The 20,512-nt window shown below is 40.8% G+C and carries 20 protein-coding genes and 2 pseudogenes; 2 read left to right on the top strand and 20 right to left on the bottom strand.

All coding sequences use genetic code 11. From position 1 onward, the window contains the following. Positions 1 to 238: 238 nt before the first annotated feature. From EJK17_RS07655 to rsmG, 14 genes and pseudogenes are all read right to left on the bottom strand, one after another. A pseudogene (locus EJK17_RS07655) lies at positions 239 to 376 on the bottom strand (ATP-binding protein); the annotation flags it as partial. Between the two features lie 78 nt (positions 377 to 454). Continuing rightward, positions 455 to 1,201, bottom strand: coding sequence for an aspartate/glutamate racemase family protein (locus EJK17_RS07650; RefSeq protein WP_103662018.1), 747 nt, complete (start codon positions 1,199 to 1,201; stop codon positions 455 to 457). Between the two features lie 7 nt (positions 1,202 to 1,208). Next, on the bottom strand, positions 1,209 to 2,780 hold the full coding sequence (locus EJK17_RS07645; RefSeq protein WP_103662017.1) for a UDP-N-acetylmuramoyl-L-alanyl-D-glutamate--2,6-diaminopimelate ligase: 1,572 nt from the start codon (positions 2,778 to 2,780) through the stop codon (positions 1,209 to 1,211). Between the two features lie 52 nt (positions 2,781 to 2,832). Continuing rightward, positions 2,833 to 3,975: a sensor histidine kinase gene (locus EJK17_RS07640; RefSeq protein ID WP_103662016.1), complete on the bottom strand. Its 1,143-nt coding sequence runs from the start codon at positions 3,973 to 3,975 to the stop codon at positions 2,833 to 2,835. Between the two features lie 3 nt (positions 3,976 to 3,978). After that, complete coding sequence (croR, locus tag EJK17_RS07635) at positions 3,979 to 4,665, bottom strand: response regulator transcription factor CroR (protein ID WP_103662015.1); 687 nt, start codon at positions 4,663 to 4,665, stop codon at positions 3,979 to 3,981. A 165-nt stretch (positions 4,666 to 4,830) separates the two neighbouring features. Further along, positions 4,831 to 6,672: an ABC transporter ATP-binding protein gene (locus EJK17_RS07630; protein ID WP_127796316.1), complete on the bottom strand. Its 1,842-nt coding sequence runs from the start codon at positions 6,670 to 6,672 to the stop codon at positions 4,831 to 4,833. Between the two features lie 39 nt (positions 6,673 to 6,711). Further along, the gene (locus EJK17_RS07625; protein ID WP_103662014.1) at positions 6,712 to 8,436 is read right to left on the bottom strand and encodes an ABC transporter ATP-binding protein; all 1,725 of its coding nucleotides are present in this window, start codon (positions 8,434 to 8,436) and stop codon (positions 6,712 to 6,714) included. A 136-nt stretch (positions 8,437 to 8,572) separates the two neighbouring features. After that, the gene (locus EJK17_RS07620; RefSeq protein ID WP_103662013.1) at positions 8,573 to 9,361 is read right to left on the bottom strand and encodes a DUF1129 family protein; all 789 of its coding nucleotides are present in this window, start codon (positions 9,359 to 9,361) and stop codon (positions 8,573 to 8,575) included. 9 nt (positions 9,362 to 9,370) lie between these two features. Continuing rightward, positions 9,371 to 10,471, bottom strand: coding sequence for a redox-regulated ATPase YchF (gene ychF / locus EJK17_RS07615; RefSeq protein ID WP_103662012.1), 1,101 nt, complete (start codon positions 10,469 to 10,471; stop codon positions 9,371 to 9,373). Positions 10,472 to 10,525: 54 nt separating this feature from the next. Beyond that, positions 10,526 to 10,789 (bottom strand): DUF951 domain-containing protein, encoded by a 264-nt coding sequence (locus EJK17_RS07610; RefSeq protein WP_103662011.1) that lies wholly within the window; start codon positions 10,787 to 10,789, stop codon positions 10,526 to 10,528. Next, positions 10,782 to 11,666 (bottom strand): ParB/RepB/Spo0J family partition protein, encoded by an 885-nt coding sequence (locus EJK17_RS07605; protein WP_103662010.1) that lies wholly within the window; start codon positions 11,664 to 11,666, stop codon positions 10,782 to 10,784. The genes EJK17_RS07610 and EJK17_RS07605 overlap by 8 nt, the downstream gene beginning before the upstream one ends. Next, a complete protein-coding gene (locus tag EJK17_RS07600; protein ID WP_103662009.1) occupies positions 11,644 to 12,423 on the bottom strand; it encodes a ParA family protein in 780 nt (259 codons plus the stop codon). The genes EJK17_RS07605 and EJK17_RS07600 overlap by 23 nt, the downstream gene beginning before the upstream one ends. 16 nt (positions 12,424 to 12,439) lie before the next feature. Then, a complete protein-coding gene (gene noc, locus EJK17_RS07595) occupies positions 12,440 to 13,276 on the bottom strand; it encodes a nucleoid occlusion protein (protein WP_127796315.1) in 837 nt (278 codons plus the stop codon). A gap of 22 nt (positions 13,277 to 13,298) precedes the next feature. After that, on the bottom strand, positions 13,299 to 14,021 hold the full coding sequence (rsmG, locus tag EJK17_RS07590; protein WP_103662007.1) for a 16S rRNA (guanine(527)-N(7))-methyltransferase RsmG: 723 nt from the start codon (positions 14,019 to 14,021) through the stop codon (positions 13,299 to 13,301). Between the two features lie 164 nt (positions 14,022 to 14,185). On the opposite strand from rsmG, the gene EJK17_RS07585 reads away from it, so the two are divergent. After that, positions 14,186 to 14,722, top strand: coding sequence for a CvpA family protein (locus EJK17_RS07585; protein WP_103662006.1), 537 nt, complete (start codon positions 14,186 to 14,188; stop codon positions 14,720 to 14,722). A 101-nt stretch (positions 14,723 to 14,823) separates the two neighbouring features. On the opposite strand, the gene EJK17_RS07580 is transcribed toward EJK17_RS07585, so the two are convergent. The 6 genes from EJK17_RS07580 to EJK17_RS07555 form a co-directional block, all read right to left on the bottom strand. Next, a complete protein-coding gene (locus EJK17_RS07580) occupies positions 14,824 to 15,771 on the bottom strand; it encodes an FAD:protein FMN transferase (RefSeq protein ID WP_103662005.1) in 948 nt (315 codons plus the stop codon). A 2-nt stretch (positions 15,772 to 15,773) separates the two neighbouring features. Continuing rightward, positions 15,774 to 16,568: a tyrosine-protein phosphatase gene (locus EJK17_RS07575; RefSeq protein WP_127796314.1), complete on the bottom strand. Its 795-nt coding sequence runs from the start codon at positions 16,566 to 16,568 to the stop codon at positions 15,774 to 15,776. Positions 16,569 to 16,670: 102 nt separating this feature from the next. Continuing rightward, positions 16,671 to 17,219 carry an NADPH-dependent FMN reductase gene (locus EJK17_RS07570; protein ID WP_103662003.1) on the bottom strand — a complete coding sequence of 183 codons (549 nt, stop codon included), beginning with the start codon at positions 17,217 to 17,219 and terminating at the stop codon, positions 16,671 to 16,673. Between the two features lie 12 nt (positions 17,220 to 17,231). Next, positions 17,232 to 17,771 (bottom strand): NADPH-dependent FMN reductase, encoded by a 540-nt coding sequence (locus EJK17_RS07565; RefSeq protein WP_103662002.1) that lies wholly within the window; start codon positions 17,769 to 17,771, stop codon positions 17,232 to 17,234. A gap of 164 nt (positions 17,772 to 17,935) precedes the next feature. After that, a complete protein-coding gene (locus tag EJK17_RS07560; RefSeq protein ID WP_103662001.1) occupies positions 17,936 to 18,562 on the bottom strand; it encodes a TetR/AcrR family transcriptional regulator in 627 nt (208 codons plus the stop codon). 127 nt (positions 18,563 to 18,689) lie between these two features. Further along, entirely contained in the window at positions 18,690 to 18,920 is a 231-nt protein-coding gene (locus EJK17_RS07555; RefSeq protein WP_103662000.1) for a hypothetical protein, read from the bottom strand. 95 nt (positions 18,921 to 19,015) lie between these two features. Between EJK17_RS07555 and EJK17_RS07550 the strand changes: the two are divergent. Continuing rightward, positions 19,016 to 20,428: pseudogene (locus tag EJK17_RS07550) on the top strand (C69 family dipeptidase). The last annotated feature ends 84 nt before the right edge of the window (positions 20,429 to 20,512 follow it).

The raw sequence follows: 20,512 nt of genomic DNA, 5'->3' as shown, positions 1-20,512 counted from the left end.
TAAAGTTGCTCTTCACATTGATTTTTCAGTCATTAATTTTCTAAACTAGGCTTTAAAAGCCCACATACTCCAATGAAATTCCCTGAAAAGCCGGTGAAGCTGCCCGTTTGTCGTACGACATCAAGTGTCCAAAAAGCCCACGGCATTAAGTGCTTTACCTCAACTTTTATTTTAAAGCAAAAATAAAAGCGCTAGATAATCATTCCGTCGAATAATTATCTAACACTAGGTTAGTATGTTTGTCTTTAATGAATTCATTAATTAAGGCCGTCTTTCCAATTCGCTGCCGACCATAAATGACAGCAAATTGAAATTGATTAGTTTCATAATGTTCAGCTAGGCTATCTAATTCCTTTTTTCTACCTACGAAAGTCATCTTCATTGCTCCTATCATTTACAACATTACGATATTCATTATTACGATTCAGTAAATTACAATTTAATTTTTTATTTTCTAATACAAATACTTTTGACAAGCTTCTTTTGGATCCATCCCATTCCGGATCTTCAACGCCAATTCAATCGACACATCCGCGATAATTGATTGCGGATCAACCACGTTGTAAGGGTGATCTGGTGCCTTTTCTTGGGCTAAGGATAATTCCGTACAACCTAGCAAAATCACATTGCAGCCGTACTTATCATGCATTGTCTTCAAGATCTTGTGATAGAGGTCATGATCCACAATGCCCTTTTCCTTAATGTCAGAATAGATCAACTCGTTCACCATTGGCTGAATTTCTGGGCCACCTAATTCAACTTCGCGCCCCACTTTAGCAATTTCATCCGCATATAAGTGATCATAAATTGACCCTTCCGTCGCAATCAAGCCGATCTTCTTTTCATCGGGATAATTGTCAACGAAGTTATGAACTGCAATCCGCATCATGTGTAAGAACGGAATATCAGTCAATGCAGCTAAATCATCGTAGAAGTAGTGAGCCGTATTACATGGCATCACGAAGAAGTCAGGATTTAACTTGGCTTGGCCTTCAATATCATCTTTTAAATCATAGAAGAAGTTAGGCTTGCTATGATCCTTAATATAAGCAGTTCGATCAGGAATCTGTGCATCATTGACTAAGCAATAATTCAAGTAATCCTGGTCCTTAGTGATCTTGACGCGGTGGTTAATTAACCGCACGTAGCTTTCAGTGGCGATGGTGCCCATCCCACCAATAATACTAAAGAAATGCTTCATTTTCTTTCTACTTTCTAAAGTGTTCGTCTTGTCCTTCTAATTTATTAATGACATCTTGTGCAACCACGATATCAGATGGGTATGGCGTGTTAACCCCGCGGATCTTTTGGAAGGCATCTGCTCCCTTACCACAGATCAAAACGACATCCCCAGGACCAGCCATTGCAATCGCATCATGGATGGCCTTTTTCCGGTCTAATTCAATCGTGACATCACACTTAGAGTGGTCAATGCCAGAGTCGATTTCTTCGGCAATACTTTGTGGATCTTCAAAGCCTGGATCATCAGTCGTCAAGAAGGCCTTGTCCGCATAAGCAGTCAAACTTTCACTAAAGCCTGGGCGACGAGATACGCCCTTGTCGCCAGGTGCCCCAACAACCACGATAATCTTAGGACTGTTGAATTCACTTTGCATAAAGCTCATCAAAGCCATCATGGAAGCCTTGTTGTGGGCGTAGTCAACGACCACCATGCCGTGACTCTTAGTCTTTTCGGTTTGCATGCGGCCAGGAATCGTGACATCGCGAATTCCTTTAGCACATTGATCATGATCAAGTCCAGCTAAGCCAGCCCCAATAATCGCAGCGGTACCGTTTGATTCGTTAAAGTCACCTAACATCTTCAAGGTGTAATCGCCGTTAATTGGCAACTTACGCGCCTTATCACTAGCGCAGAATAACTTGAAGCGAGTTTCGTTCATGTCCAATTCTTGGGAAGCAAATCTGAAGTCGATTGGCTCTTTCAACTTTGGATTTTCAAAGTTTTCGTTGGCAAACAAGTAAATACTGTCTGGATTAGTAGTTGTAGTGGCAGCAGCGTAAACTTCGTCAAAGTGAGCCGTTTCGGCATTGATAATACACTTGCGAGAGTTAACTAACAATTGCAATTTACAGTGCAAGTAATCCGCAAAGTTAGGGTGTTCATTTGGTCCAATATGATCTGGACTAATGTTTAAGAAAAAGCCCAAGTCGTAAGTTAAACCAAAGACCCGGTTCTTCTTGTAGGCTTGACTTGAAACTTCCATGACTAAGTGAGTCATGCCGTTGTCAACCGCGGTCCGCATATCACGGAACAAGTCCAAACTTTCTGGTGTGGTCAAACTAGACTTGAAAGTGTCTTCTGGCTTAGGACCAACGACATCGTTAACTGAAGAGATGAGCGCGGTTTTACCGCCATTGGCTTGGTCCAGCATCCCCTTCAAAAAGTAAGCTGAAGTCGTCTTCCCCTTAGTTCCAGTGAAGGCGACCACGTACAAGTCATCTTGTGGAAAGCGGAAGAAGGCAGCTGAAAGTAAGGCCATGGCCTTAGAAACGTCACGCACGATTAAGGCGTGCATCCCTTTACCTTCTGGATAAGGTTGCTCTGCCACGTAACAAATTGCCCCGTTATCCTTAGCCATTGATAAGTAAGTTGGTCTAAAACCCGCACCCTTGCAGAAGAACAAGGTGTTGGTTTGAATATCACGTGAATCGTAAGATACGTATTCCATCTTGGTAGCGACCGTATCTTGGACTGCACTTGATTTAAGTAAGTGATGTTCTTTTAAAATTAAAATACAGGTATTTAAAGAAATACTCATGGTATACCCCTCGAATAGTTATTATTGTTATACTGACAAAATTATAACACAGCTAGGCTTGGCTAGGGTCTAAAGGCAAGCGAATGATGAAACTTGTCCAGTCTTTATCTGAAGTACAGCGAATCGTCCCGTGGTGGAGATCAACGACCCCTTTAGTAATGGATAATCCCAGGCCGGTCCCACCAGTCTTGGTGTTACGGGAAGTTTCAACGCGGTAGAAACGTTCAAAAATCTTCTTCAAGGACTTCTCCGGAATTGGTGCCCCATTATTTTCCACCCGTAATTCAACCGTCTTCTTATTGATCAAGTTGGCCACTAACTTAATTTCCGTTGCCCCTGTACCGTACTTGAAGGCATTATTGATCAAATTATTGTAGACGCGGACTAATTTTTCGGCATCGGCCTTAATCGTCAAATCCTTCGGCCGCGCTTCAATCTTGAAATGAATGCCTTTCTTCTCTGCTTCTAATTCAAAACCGGCTTCCACTTGTTCCAGCATGGAATAGATATGCAGATCAGACAGATTCAATTTCGTATTATTAGACTTTAATGTCGTATATTCTAGTAAGTCATTCGCCAAGGACTTCATCTGTTCCGCCTTAGTATAGGCAATGTTGATATATTTCTGTTGATCTTCTGGCGTGACATAGCCGGTTTTTAACAAGCCTAAATAACCAATAATCGATGTTAATGGCGTCCGAATATCATGCGAAACGTTAGTAATCAGTTCATCCTTGGACTGCTCAATGGCCTTTTCTTCATTAATTGAGTTCACTGTACTATCAACTAAAGAATTGATGGAATCAATCACCCGCTGCAGGTCCGTTCTGACCGCAAAAGAAATGCGGTGGTCAAAGTGACCGTCCGCAATATAATGCAATTCAGAAATGACGTGGCGCAGCTGCATCTGGTGGTAGCGCCGAATTAGCCGCCAGTAGAGCACAATCAGATCGCCAATTGCCATACAAATAATGAAAATCCGCTGCCAGGACCAGAGGTGGTAATTACCAACTAAGGTGACGGTACTCTTTAAGAAGTAGATCCCATTCACTAAATTCTGGTCTTGGAGCACAGCTAAGTGAATCAAAATAATGATTGATAGATTGAGCAGTAAAAGGAGGATAACCGTTACAACGCCTTCCGCAAAAAGTTCACTTTTCTCAGCACCTGTAAGTTTTACCCGTTCTTTTTTCATGAATTAAGCCTCAACCTTGTAGCCGACACCCCAGACGGTTTGGATGACATCTTCACCGCCAGTGGCCTTTTGAATCTTGTCTCGTAAGTGAGAAACGTGCACCATAACGGTCTTAGCAGAAACAATTGATTCTTGTTGCCAAACCCGTTCGAAGATTTCATCAGCGGAGAAGACCCGGTTCGGGTGACTAGCTAACAAGTACAAAATTCCGAATTCTAAAGCCGTTAATTGAATGGTTGTGCCGTCAATGGTTTTCACTTCGTGAGAATCACGATTAATGATTAATGGGCCAACTTCTAAGATATCTGGCTTTTCATCCTTAACTTGCTTTTGACTTCTTCTAAGTAGAGACCGCACTCTGGCCATCACTTCAAGTGGGTTAAAGGGTTTAGAAACATAGTCGTCAGCCCCCGTAATCAAGCCTTGAATCTTGTCCATATCACCAGTCTTCGCAGAAACGATGATAATTGGAATATCGGAATCCTTGCGGACTTCCTTAATCACGTCAATTCCGCTCATATTTGGCATCATAACGTCCAAGATCATCAAGGCGATGTCTGGTGTGGTCGTTAATTTCGTAATTGCTTCTTTACCGCTATAAGCCGTTACTGGTTCATAGCCTTCGTTTTTTAGATAAATACTTAATAATTCAACGATTTCTTTATCGTCATCAACAACTAAGATTTTCACAAAGAAAACCCCTCTCTGTAGTAACTTTGTTCTATTTTAATATACTTGCTTAGAATAATTAATTAAACCCTCTTTATTTTAAACGTTTTTTAGCAAAAAAAGAGCTTAAGCAGATTATTTTTCTCCTTAAGCTCTTATTTTTCGAGAAGTTTTTGATCACTTCTGTTACTGAATTTCTTTTTTACCAGTGTAAAGTTCGTAGTAGTAACCCTTTTGCTTAATTAACTCATCATGGTTACCAGCTTCAATGATGTGACCATGATCAAGTACCAAAATTAAGTCAGAGTTAACAATCGTTGACAATCTGTGGGCAATGACGAAACTCGTTCTCCCAGCCAGCAAGTTGTCCATCCCGGCTTGCACCATCTTTTCAGTTCTAGTGTCGATACTTGAAGTAGCTTCATCCAGAATCATTACTGGTTCATCCGCAATCATCGCTCTCGCGATACTGAGCAATTGCATTTGACCTTGAGACAAGTCGCCACCATCACCATCGATAATGGTTTGGTAACCATCATCAAGTTCATGAATGAATTCATCGGCGTGTGACAATTTCGCTGCTTGGTAAACATCGTCATCACTGGCATTTGGATTACCGAAGCGAATGTTGTCCATAATTGTCCCCGTGAAGAGGTGAGTTTCCTGCAAAACAATGGACAAGGACTTCCGTAAGTCATCCTTCTTGATTTGCTTAATTGGAATCCCATCATAAATAATCTTACCGGAATCAATTTCGTAGAAACGGTTAAGCATGTTAGAAATAGTCGTCTTACCTGCACCAGTTTCACCAACCAAAGCTACTTTCATCCCTGGCTTGGCATCAATTGAAATATCATGCAAAATTTGCTTTTCCGGTACATAAGAGAAGTTCACATGGTCAAAAATAATGTGACCACGAACGGGAACATCCTTAACAGAACCGTCTTTTTCTGGAACTTGCCAGAACCAAGAATTATCAACCTTTTGGTTCTTAGCAATCGTAACCACACCGTTGTCTTCTTCAGCTGGTTCATCTTCCAATTGGAAAATTCTCCGTGCCCCAGCCAAAGCCATAACGATGGAGTTCAATTGTTGGGAAATCTGGGCAATTGGCATACTGAACTGCTTAGATAATTGCAAGAAGGAAGCAATTGCACCAAGGGATAATGGAGCCCAGTTGTTAATAGCAGCGGCCCCACCAACAAAGGCAATCAAAACGTAAAGCAAGTTACCCATGTTACCCATGATTGGGAACAAGATCGTAGCATAAGTGTTGGCCTTACCAGAAGCCTTCCGCAATTCTTCGTTATAAACTTCAAAGTCCTCTTTAACTTCAGGTTCATGAGAGAAGACCTTAATGACCTTCAACCCATTAAGCATTTCTTCGTTATAACCATTGATTTGACCCAGCTTTTGTTGTTGAACTTGGAAGTAGTGGCTGGACTTTTTGGTTAAGAAACGCACAATTCCAAATGACAAGGCAAAGACGATGAAGGAGAAGATGGTTAATTGCCAACTCAAAATAAACATCGCTGACACAACGAAGATCAAAGTCAATAAGGAGTTGGTAAACTGCGGAATTGACTGTGAAATCATCTGCATCAAGGTATCAATATCGTTAGTGTAACGAGACATGATATCGCCGTAGTCATTTTGGTCAAAGTAAGCAATTGGCAAACTTTCCATGTGGGTGAACATTTCGTTACGTACCCGGAATTGAACCTTTTGGGCCAAAATCCCCATTAACATGTTAAAGAGGTAGTTGGAAATAAAACCAATGGCATAGATCCCAAACATCACCGCAATCGCATAAGCTAACGGACCAAAGTTTGGATCTTGACCTTGTTGGACTTGCTTAACTAACGGCGTGATGTAGTTGTTAATCAACCGTTCAATGAAGAGCGTCCCAATCACATTGGAAAGAGCCGCTAAGATGATGGTAATCAGAGAGATCACAAACATCCAAGGACTAGTAGTTAAGACTAATTTCAGTAAACGGCTTAAAGTTTGGGAACGATGTCCCTTCATGTTTTCTTTATTAATTGTTTGATCCAAAATTAATCACCCCTACTTTCCGTTTTCTTCTTGGAACTTCGCAATTGAACTGTAGAGTTCATTACGCTTGATTAATTCATCATGCGTACCGATATCTTGAATTTGACCGTGATTCATAACGATAATTCGGTCAGCATCCTTAATAGAAACAATTCTTTGCGAAATAATAATCTTGGTTGTTTCTGGCATGTCCTTAGCCAAGGATTGACGAATTTCCCGTTCAGTGTTGGTATCAACGGCTGAAGTTGAATCGTCCAAGATCAAGATCTTTGGCTTCTTGAGCAAGGCTCTAGCAATGGTTAAACGCTGCTTTTGCCCACCAGAAACATTGTTACCACCTTGTTCAACCATCGTGTCATAGCCATCTGGCATTTCACGGACGAAACCGTCAGCGTGAGCAACCTTAGCTGCTGCCACGATTTCTTCATCAGTGGCATTTTCATTACCCCACTTGAGGTTTTCTTTAATCGTACCTGAGAAGAGCACGTTCTTTTGCAAGACCATGGCAACATTATCACGCAAGGTCTTCAGATCATATGACTTAACATTGTGCCCAGCAACCCGGACGGCCCCAGAGCTGATATCGTACAAACGTGGAATCATAGAAACCAAAGTTGACTTAGAAGAACCGGTTTCCCCGATAATTCCGATTGTTTCCCCAGGACGAATATGCAAGTTGATATCCTTCAAAGCCAAGGTCTTGTCACTTTCGTCATATTTGAAGTTAACATGATCAAAAATGATTTCCCCATTAGTCAAACGCTTCAATGGCTTTCTTGGGTTTTCAATTGATGGTTCTTCAGTAATGACGTTGGCAATTCTCCGACCACTAGCACCTGAAATAATCAATTGCGTGGCGATCATGGCTAAGATGTTCAAACTGAACAAAACTGAGTTGGAGTATGAGAACATGGAAACCAATTGACCAGTTTGTAAAGTGCCGCCAACAATTTCCTTAGCCCCGAACCAGCAGATTGCCAAAGTAGCAATGTTCAAAACTGCAGCTACAACTAAGGCGTTCAAAGAAATAATCTTCTGTGAAGTAGCAAACAACTTGTAGATAAAGCCAGATGACTTTTCAAATTGCGCAATCTGTGGCTTTTCTTGGACATAAGTCTTCACTTCACGAATTCCGCGGACGTTTTCACGAACTACTTGGTTCATGCGGTCGTAACCTTTGAAGATCTTAGGAAAGTATGGGTAAGCTGCCCGAATAATTAAGCCTAAGATAACCACAAAGATTGGTGCGATGACCAAGAAGATTAATGACAAGCGTGGACTGATGATCACAGACATCACGACGGAAACAATCAACATCATTGGTGCTCTTACCGCAATTCTGATGATGATTTGGTAAGCCATCTGTACGTTGTTAACGTCCGTCGTCAAACGCGTAACCAAACTGGCACTTGAAAACTTATCAATGTTTTCAAATGAATAATCTTGAATATGATTAAACATGTCTTTACGCAAGTTAGCGGCAAATCCAGCTGCCGCATGCGCGGACACATAACTGGCACTAGCCCCTAAAACTAGTGAGACGATCGTCAGTACCAATAAGATTAAACCTGCCTTTTGGATATAAGGCATGTCACCCTTCATAATCCCTTTATCAATTAAAACCCCGACCAAATATGGGATCAGCATTTCAATGATAACTTCGCCAATAACGAAGAGCGGTGACAGCAGTGATAATTTCTTATACTGCCGAATCGATTTGCTCAGCGTCTTGATCAATTAAAAGCCCCCTTCTTTTTTCTACCTAAACACACGAAAAACTGTAAAAAAGGATAAACGAAGCCCATGGCCCGTTTATCCCTTTCACGAACAGATAAATTCTAGTATATACCTAAATTTTGTATAATGCACATATTTAGCTTTGCTTACGTGGTGGATTTGGTCCAAAAGCGGAACCCACAATTTGGTATTTCTTTCTAAATAAGTAGCGAATACCGTAAGCAGCAGCGGCAATAATAATATACCAAATGCCTGGTAAGACTGGGTTGATTACCCGGAAGACTGGCAGGCTGAGTAAGCCGAGCCAGATCACAATGACCACAACCAAGCCTACTGAAATTAAAATGACACGTGGCCAAGAAATTTTCGGCTTGCCGTTCACATTTGGCATAATCAATTCATTGTACTTTGCCATGAAGATTCCTAGCAAAATCCCCGTTGAGGCAATGGTCAAAACCCCGTTAGCGGAGGTTTGAGCTTGCTTAGTGCTAAACAATTCCATAATGCCGTAGATGGCCATCATGATCGCTAACCAGAACAAGCCGTTATCCACAGCCCGTTGCCAAAATGGCAAGTCCATAATCGTCTTTGGTTTTTGCACAGGGTGCAAAATTTGATCAGCCTTCATCTTAGGTGAAGCCATGAACAAATTATTTGCCGTTTGCGCGTGGCGCTGAGCAATAATGATATCTGGCAATAATTCATCAACCTTGCTAGTTGCTTCAGCTTCAGACATGTTGCCTTGTTCACGCAATTCTTTTTGCAAGCGGAAAACGTAATCGGAATTTTTGTTAGTTAACATGGTTCTCAGCTTAGCAGGAGCCATGTTTTGTAATTCTTCATCTTGGTTTTGACTTGCAGTTTGTGCTTTTAACTTTGCTTGCTTTTTTTCGTCAATCTTTTGCTTCTTGTTTTCTTCAGACATTGAATACCTCTAGACATTGAATCTGAATTCGATAATGTCACCGTCTTGAACTTCGTAGTCCTTACCTTCAAGACGGAGCTTACCTGCTTCCTTAACCTTTTGCATTGTTTCAAGCTTGTCTAAATCATCAAAGGAAACAACTTCGGCACGAATGAAACCACGTTCAAAGTCTGAGTGAATGACACCAGCAACTTGAGGAGCCTTCATCCCCTTGTGGAAAGTCCAAGCACGAGTTTCAGGACCACCAGCAGTAAAGAAAGTTCTAAGACCTAAGATGTGGTAAGCGGCCCGAATCAAACGGTCCAAACCGGATTCTTCAACGCCTTCCATTTCAAGGAATTCCTTCTTTTCATCGTCATCCATGCCAGCGATTTCTTCTTCAGTCGCAGCAGAAATACCTAAGCATTCTGCGCCTTCACTTTCAGCATGCTTCTTGACGATTTGGTAGTACTTGTCGCTTTCTGGATCAGCCATTGAATCTTCGGCAATGTTGGCAACGTAAATTACAGGCTTAGAAGTAAGTAAGAACAAGCCCTTTACAATCTTTTGTTCATCTTCATTAAAGTCGATTGAACGAGCAGCGTTACCTTCTTCAAGAACTGGTTGCAATTTAGTTAACACAGCCATCTCAGCCTTAGCTTCCTTGTCGCCTTGTTGAGCAACCTTCTTAACTTTGTTAATGCGGCGGTTAACGGCATCAAGGTCAGCAATTGCTAATTCCAAGTTGATGGTGTTGATATCTTCTTCAGGATCAACCTTACCAGTAACGGAAGTAATGTTGTCATCATCGAAGGCCCGCACTACGTGAACGATGGCGTCAGTTTGACGGATATTTTCAAGGAACTTGTTACCAAGACCTTCACCCTTGGAAGCACCTTTAACCAAACCAGCGATATCAGTAAATTCAAAAGTGGTGTGGACAATCTTCTTAGCAGGAATCAATTCTTGGATTCTAGCCAAGCGCTTATCAGGAACTTCAACCATTCCGACATTTGGTTCAATGGTGGCAAATGGATAGTTAGCCATTTCGGCACCAGCTTTAGTAATTGCGTTAAACAAAGTTGACTTACCAACGTTTGGTAAACCAACAATACCAGCAGTTAATGACATTTTCTTCCTCTTTTTCTGTTAAAAATTATTTTTAATACTTGTTACCTTTTTATTTTAGCCAATATTTGGGCGGGCGATTTGATCTTTTGGCAAATAATGTTCTTTTTTCAGGTTTACCGGATCATTTGCCTTGGTCAAAACCTTCTTCACCTTGCGGTTAAATTCTGCCCGCGGCAGCATCACGACATGCCCGCAGCCCATGCATTTTAACTTGATATCTGCACCTAAACGCAAGATTTCCCAATCGTTTTTTTGACAAGCATGGGGCTTTTTCATTTGCACCGTATCAGCTAAATTATATGCATCGTTTTTAATCATCGAGATCAACGCCTAAAATATCTAAAATACGATTCAATTCATCAACTGAGCCAAAGTCAATTGATAAATGACCGCGACCTTTTTTAGTTTTAGAAATATTAACACTTGAACCGAACTTATCAGCTAATTGATGTTCACTAGCCCGAATAAAGGCAGACTTGCGGGTGGTCTTCTTACGCGGCTTCTTGGAATTGAGCTTAGCAACCAAGGCTTCAACCTTCCGCACTGGCATCCCTTCCTTAGCCACCTTCTTGGCCACTTCATCAATCTTGTCTTTATCTTTTAAGCCGAGCAAAGTCCGCGCTTGTCCCATGGAAAGTTCACCATGTTGCAATAAGCGCTTGGTCTTACTTGGCAAAGTTAATAAACGCAAGTAGTTAGCGATATATGGCCGGGACTTACCCATCCGTTTAGAAACTTCTTCTTGCGTTAAGCCCAAGTTCTTTTGGAGCATTTCGTAAGCTTGTGCTTCTTCAAGGGGAGTTAAATCTTCACGTTGTAAGTTTTCCAGCACCGCAACTTCCATCATTTGACTTTCATCAAATTGACGAATAATTGCTGGCACGGTCTTCTTCTTGGCTAATTTAGAAGCCCGACACCGCCGCTCACCGGCAATGATTTCATAACCATTAACGGACTTACGAACAATGATTGGTTGAAAGACGCCGTTTTCCTTAATAGAATCAGCTAATTCCTTCAAACTCTTATCATCAAAACTCTTTCTTGGTTGATAAGGGTTAGGCCGAATTTCAGCTAAAGGAAGGTCTTGGACTTCTTCAACTTCATCGACTTGGGGCTCGTCTTCAAACAACGCTTCAATCCCGCGACCCAAACCGCCTTTTCTTCTTGGTTCTTTACTTTTTGAGTCTCTTACCATGAGCCTTTAACACCTCTCTAGCTAAATCATCATAAACCTTAGCTCCGCGTGACCGTGGCGCATATTCCGTAATTGGTTGGCCATAACTTGGAGCTTCCGCCAACTTGGTAATCCGAGGAATGATGGTCTTATACACTTTCTTATTGAAGTAGGATTGCACTTCTTTAACTACTTCTGCACCCAGATTAGTTCTGGCATCGAGCATGGTTAAAAGTACGCCTTCAACGCCTAAGTCCTTGTTAAAGTGCTTTTGGACTAAGCGAATCGTATTTAACAACTGACTTAACCCTTCCATAGCATAGTATTCACTCTGCACTGGGATCAAAATTGAGTCAGAAGCAGTAAAGGCGTTGATTGATAATTGGCCTAAAGATGGTGGACAGTCGATAAAGATAAAGTCATATTCATCACTGACATCATCTAAAGCTGACTTTAGCCGCGTTTCTCTGGCCATCATACTAATTAATTCCGTTTCCGCCCCAGATAAGTTAATGGTCGCTGGTACCATGTCTAGCTTCTTAGTACTGGTGTGGTGGATGGTCTCCTTAATAGGAATTTCATCGATTAAAACATTATAGATATCTTGATCGATTTCTGATTTTTCAATGCCTAATCCCGATGTAGCATTCCCCTGCGGGTCAATGTCAACAATCAACACCCGGTAGCCACGGTCGGCAATTGAGGCTGCTAAATTGATGGTAGTTGTGGTCTTACCTACTCCACCTTTTTGGTTAGCAACCGAAATTACACTTACCATATTTTCCATGTCCTCTCTACTTTCTCTTTAATTCAATAGTGATGCGATAATCATCAGGATCATTATTTTCTTCAACTTTAACTTGGATTCCGGAATCCTTAGCCAATTTAATAGCTCTTTTAATGGTGTTAATTTGCACCTTTAGATCCTTAGGAACCCGCTCAACAAAGCGCTTCTTACGCTCTTCTTTTTCTTTACCTTCGTCTTTATGAGCAAAATAAGCATTCACATCTTTGGCGATTGCTTCGGTTTCTTTAACATTTAAATTGTTAGCTAAAATCTCATCTAAAACCCGGCTCTGGTCTTGTTCACTCAAGCCTAATAAGGCCCGACCATGACGAGGGGTGATTTCACCACTAGCTAAGTAAGTTTGCACCTTAGGAATTAACTTAAGCAGCCGCATCTTATTTGCGACGTAAGATTGGGATTTACCAATGTTTTTGGCTAGCTGTGTTTGCGTTAAATTATTTAACTTCATCAAACTTTCATAAGCCTCAGCTTCATCGATTGGGTTTAAGTTTTCCCGTTGCAAGTTTTCAATCAAAGCTAAAGATGCTGCTTGATCATCATCCATGTCTTTGACAATGGCCGGAATCTTTTCCCAGCCTAGACTTTGGACGGCCCGAAAGCGGCGTTCACCAGCTACGATTTCATAGCCTTCACCACTTTCACGCACAACGATTGGTTGTAATAAGCCTTCATCGTTGATAGTTTGGGCTAATTCATTAATTGAATCCTCTGAAAAAGCCTTCCGTGGTTGAAACTTATTAGGTGTGATCTTACTTAATTCAAGATCTTGGATTTGCTTGTTTTTAGGAACTTCCTCATGATGTTTAAATGAAAATAATGACATAATGACTATCCCCTCTCACAGTCTAATGAATTGGCTTACGACGCGGCGTCCCCGCTTGACGTGGATACTTCTTTGGGGTCGGCTTCACCTTTTTAACTAAAATTAAAGTCCGTTCTTCATCGCTATTTGGCAAAGTTAACTCTTCTTCCTTAAGCGCCTTGCCCCCTAGCACTTGTAAGGCCTTCTTACTGTCATCAAGCTCTGCTTCAGCTTTTGGTCCCTTTAAGGCTACGAAATAGCCTCCTTCTTTGACTAATGGCAAGCAGTATTCGCTTAATACCGTCATATTGGCAACAGCCCGTGCGGTGACGATGTCGAACTTCTCCCGGTATTGCGGATTTTGACCAACATCTTCGGCGCGGCCATGCACTAGAGTCACATCACTTAAGCCCAGTTTAGCCACTAAGTCCTTTAAGAAGGTTAAACGTTTAGCCAAAGAATCAACGATGGTAATCTTTAATTCTGGCATCAAGATCTTCATCGGAATTGATGGAAAACCAGCACCAGCACCGACATCACAAAGTGTGGCCCCTGCTTTAAAAATTTCTTCAAAAGAAAAAAGCGGCGTCACGCTGTCGAAGAAGTGCTTTAAATAAACATCTTCTTCTGCAGTAATTCGCGTTAAGTTAACGTGCTCGTTGGCAGTAATTAATGCTTGAAAGTACAACTGAAATTGTTCAGCTTGCTTCTTAGTTAAGTTAATTTTGTTTTTTGCTAGTTCTTGAATAAATTGTTCAGGATTCATATTTCACCCGTGAAACTGTGTTTCACACTCTATTAATTTAACGCCTAAATCGGCAATAAGTAAAGCTACATTATCCTTACAATTATGAAGTATTTTCGTGTAATCGTCAAAGTCTACAAAGGCAAAAATAGGGTATAATGTTTGCCAAAGGAGAAAAAATTCTTATGATTGTTACGCTAATTGTACTTATTTATTTACTTTGGCAGGCTTATAACGGCTTTAAGACCGGCTTTACCCGCTACATCATTAACTTGATTTTTGCGGCAATTGTCTTTATGGTCGCGATTTTTATGCAAAATCCATTTGGTAATTGGCTCTACACCGAATTTACCGGTCACAACATTCAAACTAATTTGACCACAGCTACCGACTTAATGCTGTATCGCTTTTTGGCCTTCTTCCTGATTTTGTTTGTCGGCAGAATGGTGGTTAAGATTTTCAAGAGCTGGATTCCAACCAAGAATCCGCACGCTACAAATCTTGGCAGTATTTTAGATAGTGTCCTAGGAGCTTTAGCTTCTTTAATTGCTGGTTACTTCTTTGTCTACGTGATCTTGTCGATGCTTAACGCCTTGCAAAATCCGTGGTTCATGCAGCAGACCGTGGACTCGAGCTTCTTGCGGTTTATCATTTATAACACGCCTGGTTTATCAAATAGCGTCTTCAATAGTATCTTTAGTATCGGCAAAGCCGTGGGATAGAAAAAAGCTTGGAATTTTCCAAGCTTTTTTAATGTACTCCATTACTTCTAAGTCAGTTCTACGCCATCTCGGCTATTTTTCGAGAAGCTTCTGACCACTTCTTATTTCTTAAAATTATCATATTCAACGTGTTCATCATTATAAACAAACACCGCACCCAAACGGTCAGGATCATCATGCCAGCCCTTGATTGGATGACCAGCAAAGAAGAGCCGTTTACATTCGATTTCTGCTTCAACAGAATCTTTGGTAAAGGTTGTCACTCCTGCCAAATCAGTTTGCACTGGATAACCGGTCCGAGGATCGATCAAGTGGTGGTACCTCTTCCCGTCTACAATTAAGTAACGTTCATAAGTCCCGCTCGTAACCGCTGAACACTTATTAACCATTAAAGTGGTAATATTGTCGCCCCGTGGTTCCTTAGGGTCTTGGACACCGATGACCCACTTGCCGTTAATCCGCTTAGGAGAATCGCCAACTAGCAAGATATTCCCACCTAAGTTGATGATTCCGGCCTTAATGCCATAAGCAAGCCATAAATCACGAATGCGGTCGGCAATCCAACCCTTAGCAATCCCGCCAAGGTCAAGTTCCATCCCTGGCTTAGTCAAAAAGACGGATTGATCTTGATCGTTCATTTCGACATTTTCTGGGTCCGTTAACTTCATTCTTTCTTTAATTTGTTCATCAGTTGGGACATGAGCGCCTTTAAAGCCGATGTGCCACAATTTAACAACTGGCCCAATTAAAGCGTTGAAGCCGAAGTTTTCGCGACTTTTTTCAACAGCTAACTTGATCAAATCATAAGTGCCGCTCGACACTTGAACTGGATGCTTACCTGCTGCATGGTTAACATCCATTACTTCAGATTCATCCCGATTAACGGTCAATAAATCTTCATAGTGATCAATTAGCGCAAAAGACTTAGGAATAATGCCAAACTTGTCTTCTTGCATGCCAAAGATCTGTAAGGTAATTGACGTCCCTAAAGCATGGTGCGTGCCCGTTACTTGTTCGAGCGCTAAATCTTTAATATATTTTTGTTCCATAATTATTTCTTTTCTAAATAAAGCTCACGCAAAGCATCTCGTAAGTCGGGTGTTACTCCGAGTTGCTCACGCAAATAATCATCTAAACTGCCAAATTTTTCTTTGACGGTAATTAGTGCCGTATCAAAAAAGCTATTGGAAACCGAACCTAAAACCCGCATATTGGCTCTAAACTTCAAATTTTCACCGTTAGCAGCAAAGCGTTGATCCCGCTTAGCCCGGTAACTATCAAGCATTGGATTAGAAAATAAGTAATCCTGCCGAATCGTTTCTAAATCAACACCCAAGATATAGAGTAACACGATTGTGACAATTCCTGTTCGATCCTTGCCTTCTGAACAGTGATAAAGGGTTGCTCCTTCATGGTTATTGGCTAACAGCTCTAAGATTTGGTGGAGCGTTTTTTGAGCATGCTCGCGAGCAACATGATCATGATAACGCTGGCACATCATGTGAAAGCCGGCATATTGATCTTCACGATAACGCTGGAAAGTCCGCGTCAAATCTTTTTTACCGCCATTAGTATTATCTTCATCAGAAATTGACAGCAGATAATGCTTTACGCCAGTAATTTCTTGATCAGGATTCCTTTTGATTTCTAAAGGTGAACGCAAGTCGATAATTTGGTTTAAACCATAAGCTTGCAAATATTGCTTGTCAGCTTCTGAAATGTTGGCAATATTGCCAGTGCGCAGCAAGCGCCGTGCTTTTATCTTACGGCCATCAAAGCCAACATAGCCTCCTAAGTCCCGCGGATTACGGACACTCTTAAGTGGCAAAACTAGTGGTTTGAGCATTTTCTGCCCCCTTTCTTAATAGTTTAGCTGAAATATAAATAAGGTCTGCGACCAATTTGTCTCAGACCTTATTTTATACTTTTACCAGAAATTCTGGCAAAATTATTTGTTTGCTTGCTTAACAAAGTTAATGAAGTTATCCATTGCACCATCTAATTGCTTGATGTAAGTTTCGTTAGTCAAGTCGCCGCTTTCCTTATCAAAGTTGTTAGCAGCACCACCAATTAAGACTTCATTACCTGGTAAAACGTTAGCGCTCATATCTGGTGAAAGTAAGATTTCACGCGCATCTTCTTGGGCACGACTAGCGCCTTGAATACCGTATGAAGCACCAACTACCATCGCAGGCTTCATCTTCATTACGTTAGGGCCAGCGTGTGAACCTAACCATTCAAGCGCACTCTTAAGTGAAGAAGGAATGGCGTGGTCATATTCTGGAGTGGTTAAAATTACACCATCGGCAGCCTTAATGTCTTCAATCCATTTCTTAGTAACTTCATCAGGTTCTTCAGTTCTGCAAAATGGCTTAATTTCATCAATTTCTTTAACTTCAATGTCAGCCTTATCACCATAACGCTTAGCAATAAATTGTGCTAAGAAACGGTTATATGAAAAAGGAGCATTGGTTCCAACGATTGCTAATAATTTCATCTTCAACCCCTCCTACTTCGTAATTTGTGCGTACCAGTCGTCAACTTCAGTGAAGAAGTGGTCTAAGAACTTAACCGTACCTTCATCAACTAAGTCGCCGTTTTCATCAAACTGCTTTGGAGCAAAGCCCATCATGAATTCGTCACCATTAAAGACGTGAGCATTAAAGCCTGGAGAAGTCAAAACAGTCTTCAAACGTAATTGTGAACGAGAAGCTCCTTGAGGCATTGGAGAAGTTGAAACAACAACTACTGGCTTGTCTTTAAATGGGTGAATGGAACTTGATAACCATTCAAGTGCACTCTTTAAAGCACTAGTTACTGAGTGTTGTTGTTCTGGAGAACCGATTAAAACTATATCAGCATCTTCAATCTTTTTACCTAAAGCTAAAACTTCAGTAGAAGCGTCAACGCCTTCCTTGAACAAAGGCAAGCCCTTAACTGAAGCTACTTCAAAATCATATTTGTCGGCAAAATGCTTAGCAATAAACTTTAACAAAGCTAAGTTAAAAGAATTGTCAGCATTTGAACCTGATAATGCAAGGATTTTCATAAAAAACCACCTTTCGAAAACTAATTCCAAGTCCATTATATATTAAAAAATGCAAAAGATAAGACATAAAATATTTTATATTTTGAATTTACTGCACAAAAAAAGTTTAGGACACAAGGTCCTAAACTCGATTGACAAAAGCACAATTTTCACTCGGCGTCCAATTAAGCTAAACTATCCTTCAATGATGCTTCATCATCTGCAGCAAACATTGGGTTCTCTTCTGAAGAAAGGTCAAGACGGTCGTTAAGCATGGCGTCGTGGATTTGCGCCTGTAAAACGTTAACGATTTGATCTTGGCTAAACTTAGCAACTTCATTAACAACTAAAGCTGCCATTCCAGTAGTAGAAATCCAGTTAGCAATTACAATGTCGTGAACTTTTTGGTCGCTGTAGTTAGTGTCACCGTATTGTTCCTTGAACTTAGCAGTTCCTAAGTCCATTAAAGTATCTACGATAATTTGGCTACCGAACTTACCACCTACAAACATTGCGCGGAACAACTTCGAGTGGTCTTGTGCAAAGTTGATATAAGCTAAATCTAAATCGATTAATGCGTCACCAACATATTTCTTTTGCAAAGTTTCAGTTCTCAATTCATGAGAAATCCGCTTCAAAACTTCTGAACGAATTTCATCCATGTTCTTGAATTCCAAGTATAACGGTTGAGTTGAGAAGTGACCAGTCTTCGCAATACTACGAGCGTGCATTCTATCTAAACCATTGTTAACTGCCATCTTGTAAGCAATGTCTAAAATCTTGCTTCTGCTAATTTCTTTCTTTCTTGCCATTTTAATCGCCTCAATCAATATAATGAAAAATGTGCTTTATTTAAAAAGTCCTTATTCACTCTTCACTGCTAATAATATATCTATTAAATAACAATTGCAAGAGGTAATTGAGCTTTTTTGACAGGAATTAGAGACGCTTAAATAACGTGCTGCCATCTTGATCAGTAAATTGGGAATAATTGGTGTTGATCATTTCGATCACTTCTTGCTTATCTAAACCTTGAGAAGCACAGAAGGAAAGAAAGGCTGCAGATAAGATATAACCGCGTTCACGGTCATCTGTCAAGTTATCTGAGAACTTAATGTTAAGTGCATGCTTGTCGTAGTCGGTATCGATTTGAACTGATTTATTTTCCATTTTTTAACACCTCATTTAAAATAATGTTATTGTTTAAGTTACAACCATTATAACTTAGAATTTAATTACAAGTTGTAAAAAGAAAGAAGAATCTTATGATTGCAAAAATTGGACGTTCCTCTTGTACTTCTATTTTAGTCGGAAAAGCTGCCACAACAAGTGGTAGCGTGATCATTGGCCGTAATGAAGATGCCAAGACCGCTTGGCCGAAGCATTTGGCTTTTAATAAACATGAAGAGAATTTAGCAAATAATCATTTCAAATCAAAAGATAACAAATTTGAAATGGAATTACCTACTACTAAATTTGCTTACTCTTCTACTCCTGAATGGACCGACAAGTATGGCGTTTTTGAAGAAGACGGAATTAATGAATATCATGTTGCCATGAGTGCTACTGAAAGTGCATATGCCAACGAACGGGTCCTAGCTGTTGATCCTTTTGAGACCGAAAAAGGTATCTTAGAAGAAGCGATGATTACCGTCGTTTTACCATATGTGAAGACTGCTCGTGAAGGTGTCAAACGCTTAGGCGAAATCGTGGAAAAACATGGTGCTGCCGAAGCTGACGGAATTTTATTTGGTGACCGCGATGAAGCTTGGTACATGGAAATCGGTTCTGGACACCACTGGGTAGCTCAAAGAATTCCAGAGGATTCCTATGCAGTTGTGGCTAACCAATTAGCCATTCAAGTCATTGACTTTAACAGTGACGACTTTATGTTTTCAACTGGCATTCAAGAATTTGTGAAGACCAATCAATTGTGGCCAGCTGATCAAGCTTTTAACTTTAGAGAAATCTTTGGCACTCATGATGATAGCGATTTGCATTACAACACACCAAGAGTCTGGATTGGGCAAAAATTGTTAACACCATAGGTTAAGCAAGAACCACAAAGCTTCGAATTGCCATTCATTCAAAAAGCCGATAAGTCGATTGCTATCCAAGATGCCGAAGCCGTCTTGTGCAATCACTACCAGAACACATCTTATGATCTAACTAATGCTAAAAATAAGGACAATGCGACCTTTCGACCAATTTCTGTAGCAACGACGCAAGAATCCCACCTGCTTGAATTAAATGGTGAAAAGATGGTCCATTGGTTAGCCATGGGTGTGGGCGCACAAAGCGTTTATATTCCGTTCTACCCCCAAGGAACTAAAGTACCAACTATGTATAAGTATGGTAAAGAAACTTACAGTTCCAACTCTGCCTACTGGGTCTTCAAATTAGCTGGTACGTTAGTTGACCGCGATTGGGGCAAGTACGGTACTGAGCTTGGCAATGCCCAAACTGCTGCTAGAGAAAAGGTGACACACTTGCGTTACCAATATGATCAAAAGTTAAGTAAAGAAAAAGATCCAGCTAAGCAAACATCCTTAGTGGATGAAGCTAATGCCAAAATGGCGAAAGCAGCGCTCGATATTTACAAAGAATTAATTGCCAAATTGATTACTGAGCAAACCGCTGATTCACCATTACGCTTTAAGATGGATCCGAATTTGTAAAAAAAGCAGGCTAAGCCTGCTTTTTTATATGCGGTAACAAAAAAAGCTAACCACAAAGGTTAGCCACCACTTAGTCATTCTGGG

It is taken from the genome of Lactobacillus xujianguonis, assembly GCF_004009905.1.
In the GTDB taxonomy this organism is placed as follows: domain Bacteria; phylum Bacillota; class Bacilli; order Lactobacillales; family Lactobacillaceae; genus Lactobacillus; species Lactobacillus xujianguonis.
Note: the sequence above shows the minus strand (reverse complement) of the source record. Positions and strands in the feature narration are given on the sequence as shown.

Coding starts and splice junctions, on each gene's coding strand:
- EJK17_RS07570 (WP_103662003.1), bottom strand. CDS start 17,219: ATGAAATTATTAGCAATCGTTGGAACCAATGCTCCTTTTTCATATAAC.
- EJK17_RS07560 (WP_103662001.1), bottom strand. CDS start 18,562: ATGGCAAGAAAGAAAGAAATTAGCAGAAGCAAGATTTTAGACATTGCT.
- EJK17_RS07575 (WP_127796314.1), bottom strand. CDS start 16,568: ATGCTCAAACCACTAGTTTTGCCACTTAAGAGTGTCCGTAATCCGCGG.
- rsmG (WP_103662007.1), bottom strand. CDS start 14,021: ATGAATCCTGAACAATTTATTCAAGAACTAGCAAAAAACAAAATTAAC.
- EJK17_RS07640 (WP_103662016.1), bottom strand. CDS start 3,975: ATGAAAAAAGAACGGGTAAAACTTACAGGTGCTGAGAAAAGTGAACTT.
- EJK17_RS07645 (WP_103662017.1), bottom strand. CDS start 2,780: ATGAGTATTTCTTTAAATACCTGTATTTTAATTTTAAAAGAACATCAC.
- EJK17_RS07650 (WP_103662018.1), bottom strand. CDS start 1,201: ATGAAGCATTTCTTTAGTATTATTGGTGGGATGGGCACCATCGCCACT.
- EJK17_RS07580 (WP_103662005.1), bottom strand. CDS start 15,771: ATGGAACAAAAATATATTAAAGATTTAGCGCTCGAACAAGTAACGGGC.
- EJK17_RS07620 (WP_103662013.1), bottom strand. CDS start 9,361: ATGTCTGAAGAAAACAAGAAGCAAAAGATTGACGAAAAAAAGCAAGCA.
- EJK17_RS07630 (WP_127796316.1), bottom strand. CDS start 6,672: ATGAAGGGACATCGTTCCCAAACTTTAAGCCGTTTACTGAAATTAGTC.
- noc (WP_127796315.1), bottom strand. CDS start 13,276: ATGTCATTATTTTCATTTAAACATCATGAGGAAGTTCCTAAAAACAAG.
- EJK17_RS07555 (WP_103662000.1), bottom strand. CDS start 18,920: ATGGAAAATAAATCAGTTCAAATCGATACCGACTACGACAAGCATGCA.
- EJK17_RS07610 (WP_103662011.1), bottom strand. CDS start 10,789: ATGATTAAAAACGATGCATATAATTTAGCTGATACGGTGCAAATGAAA.
- EJK17_RS07605 (WP_103662010.1), bottom strand. CDS start 11,666: ATGGTAAGAGACTCAAAAAGTAAAGAACCAAGAAGAAAAGGCGGTTTG.
- ychF (WP_103662012.1), bottom strand. CDS start 10,471: ATGTCATTAACTGCTGGTATTGTTGGTTTACCAAACGTTGGTAAGTCA.
- EJK17_RS07565 (WP_103662002.1), bottom strand. CDS start 17,771: ATGAAAATCCTTGCATTATCAGGTTCAAATGCTGACAATTCTTTTAAC.
- EJK17_RS07585 (WP_103662006.1), top strand. CDS start 14,186: ATGATTGTTACGCTAATTGTACTTATTTATTTACTTTGGCAGGCTTAT.
- EJK17_RS07600 (WP_103662009.1), bottom strand. CDS start 12,423: ATGGTAAGTGTAATTTCGGTTGCTAACCAAAAAGGTGGAGTAGGTAAG.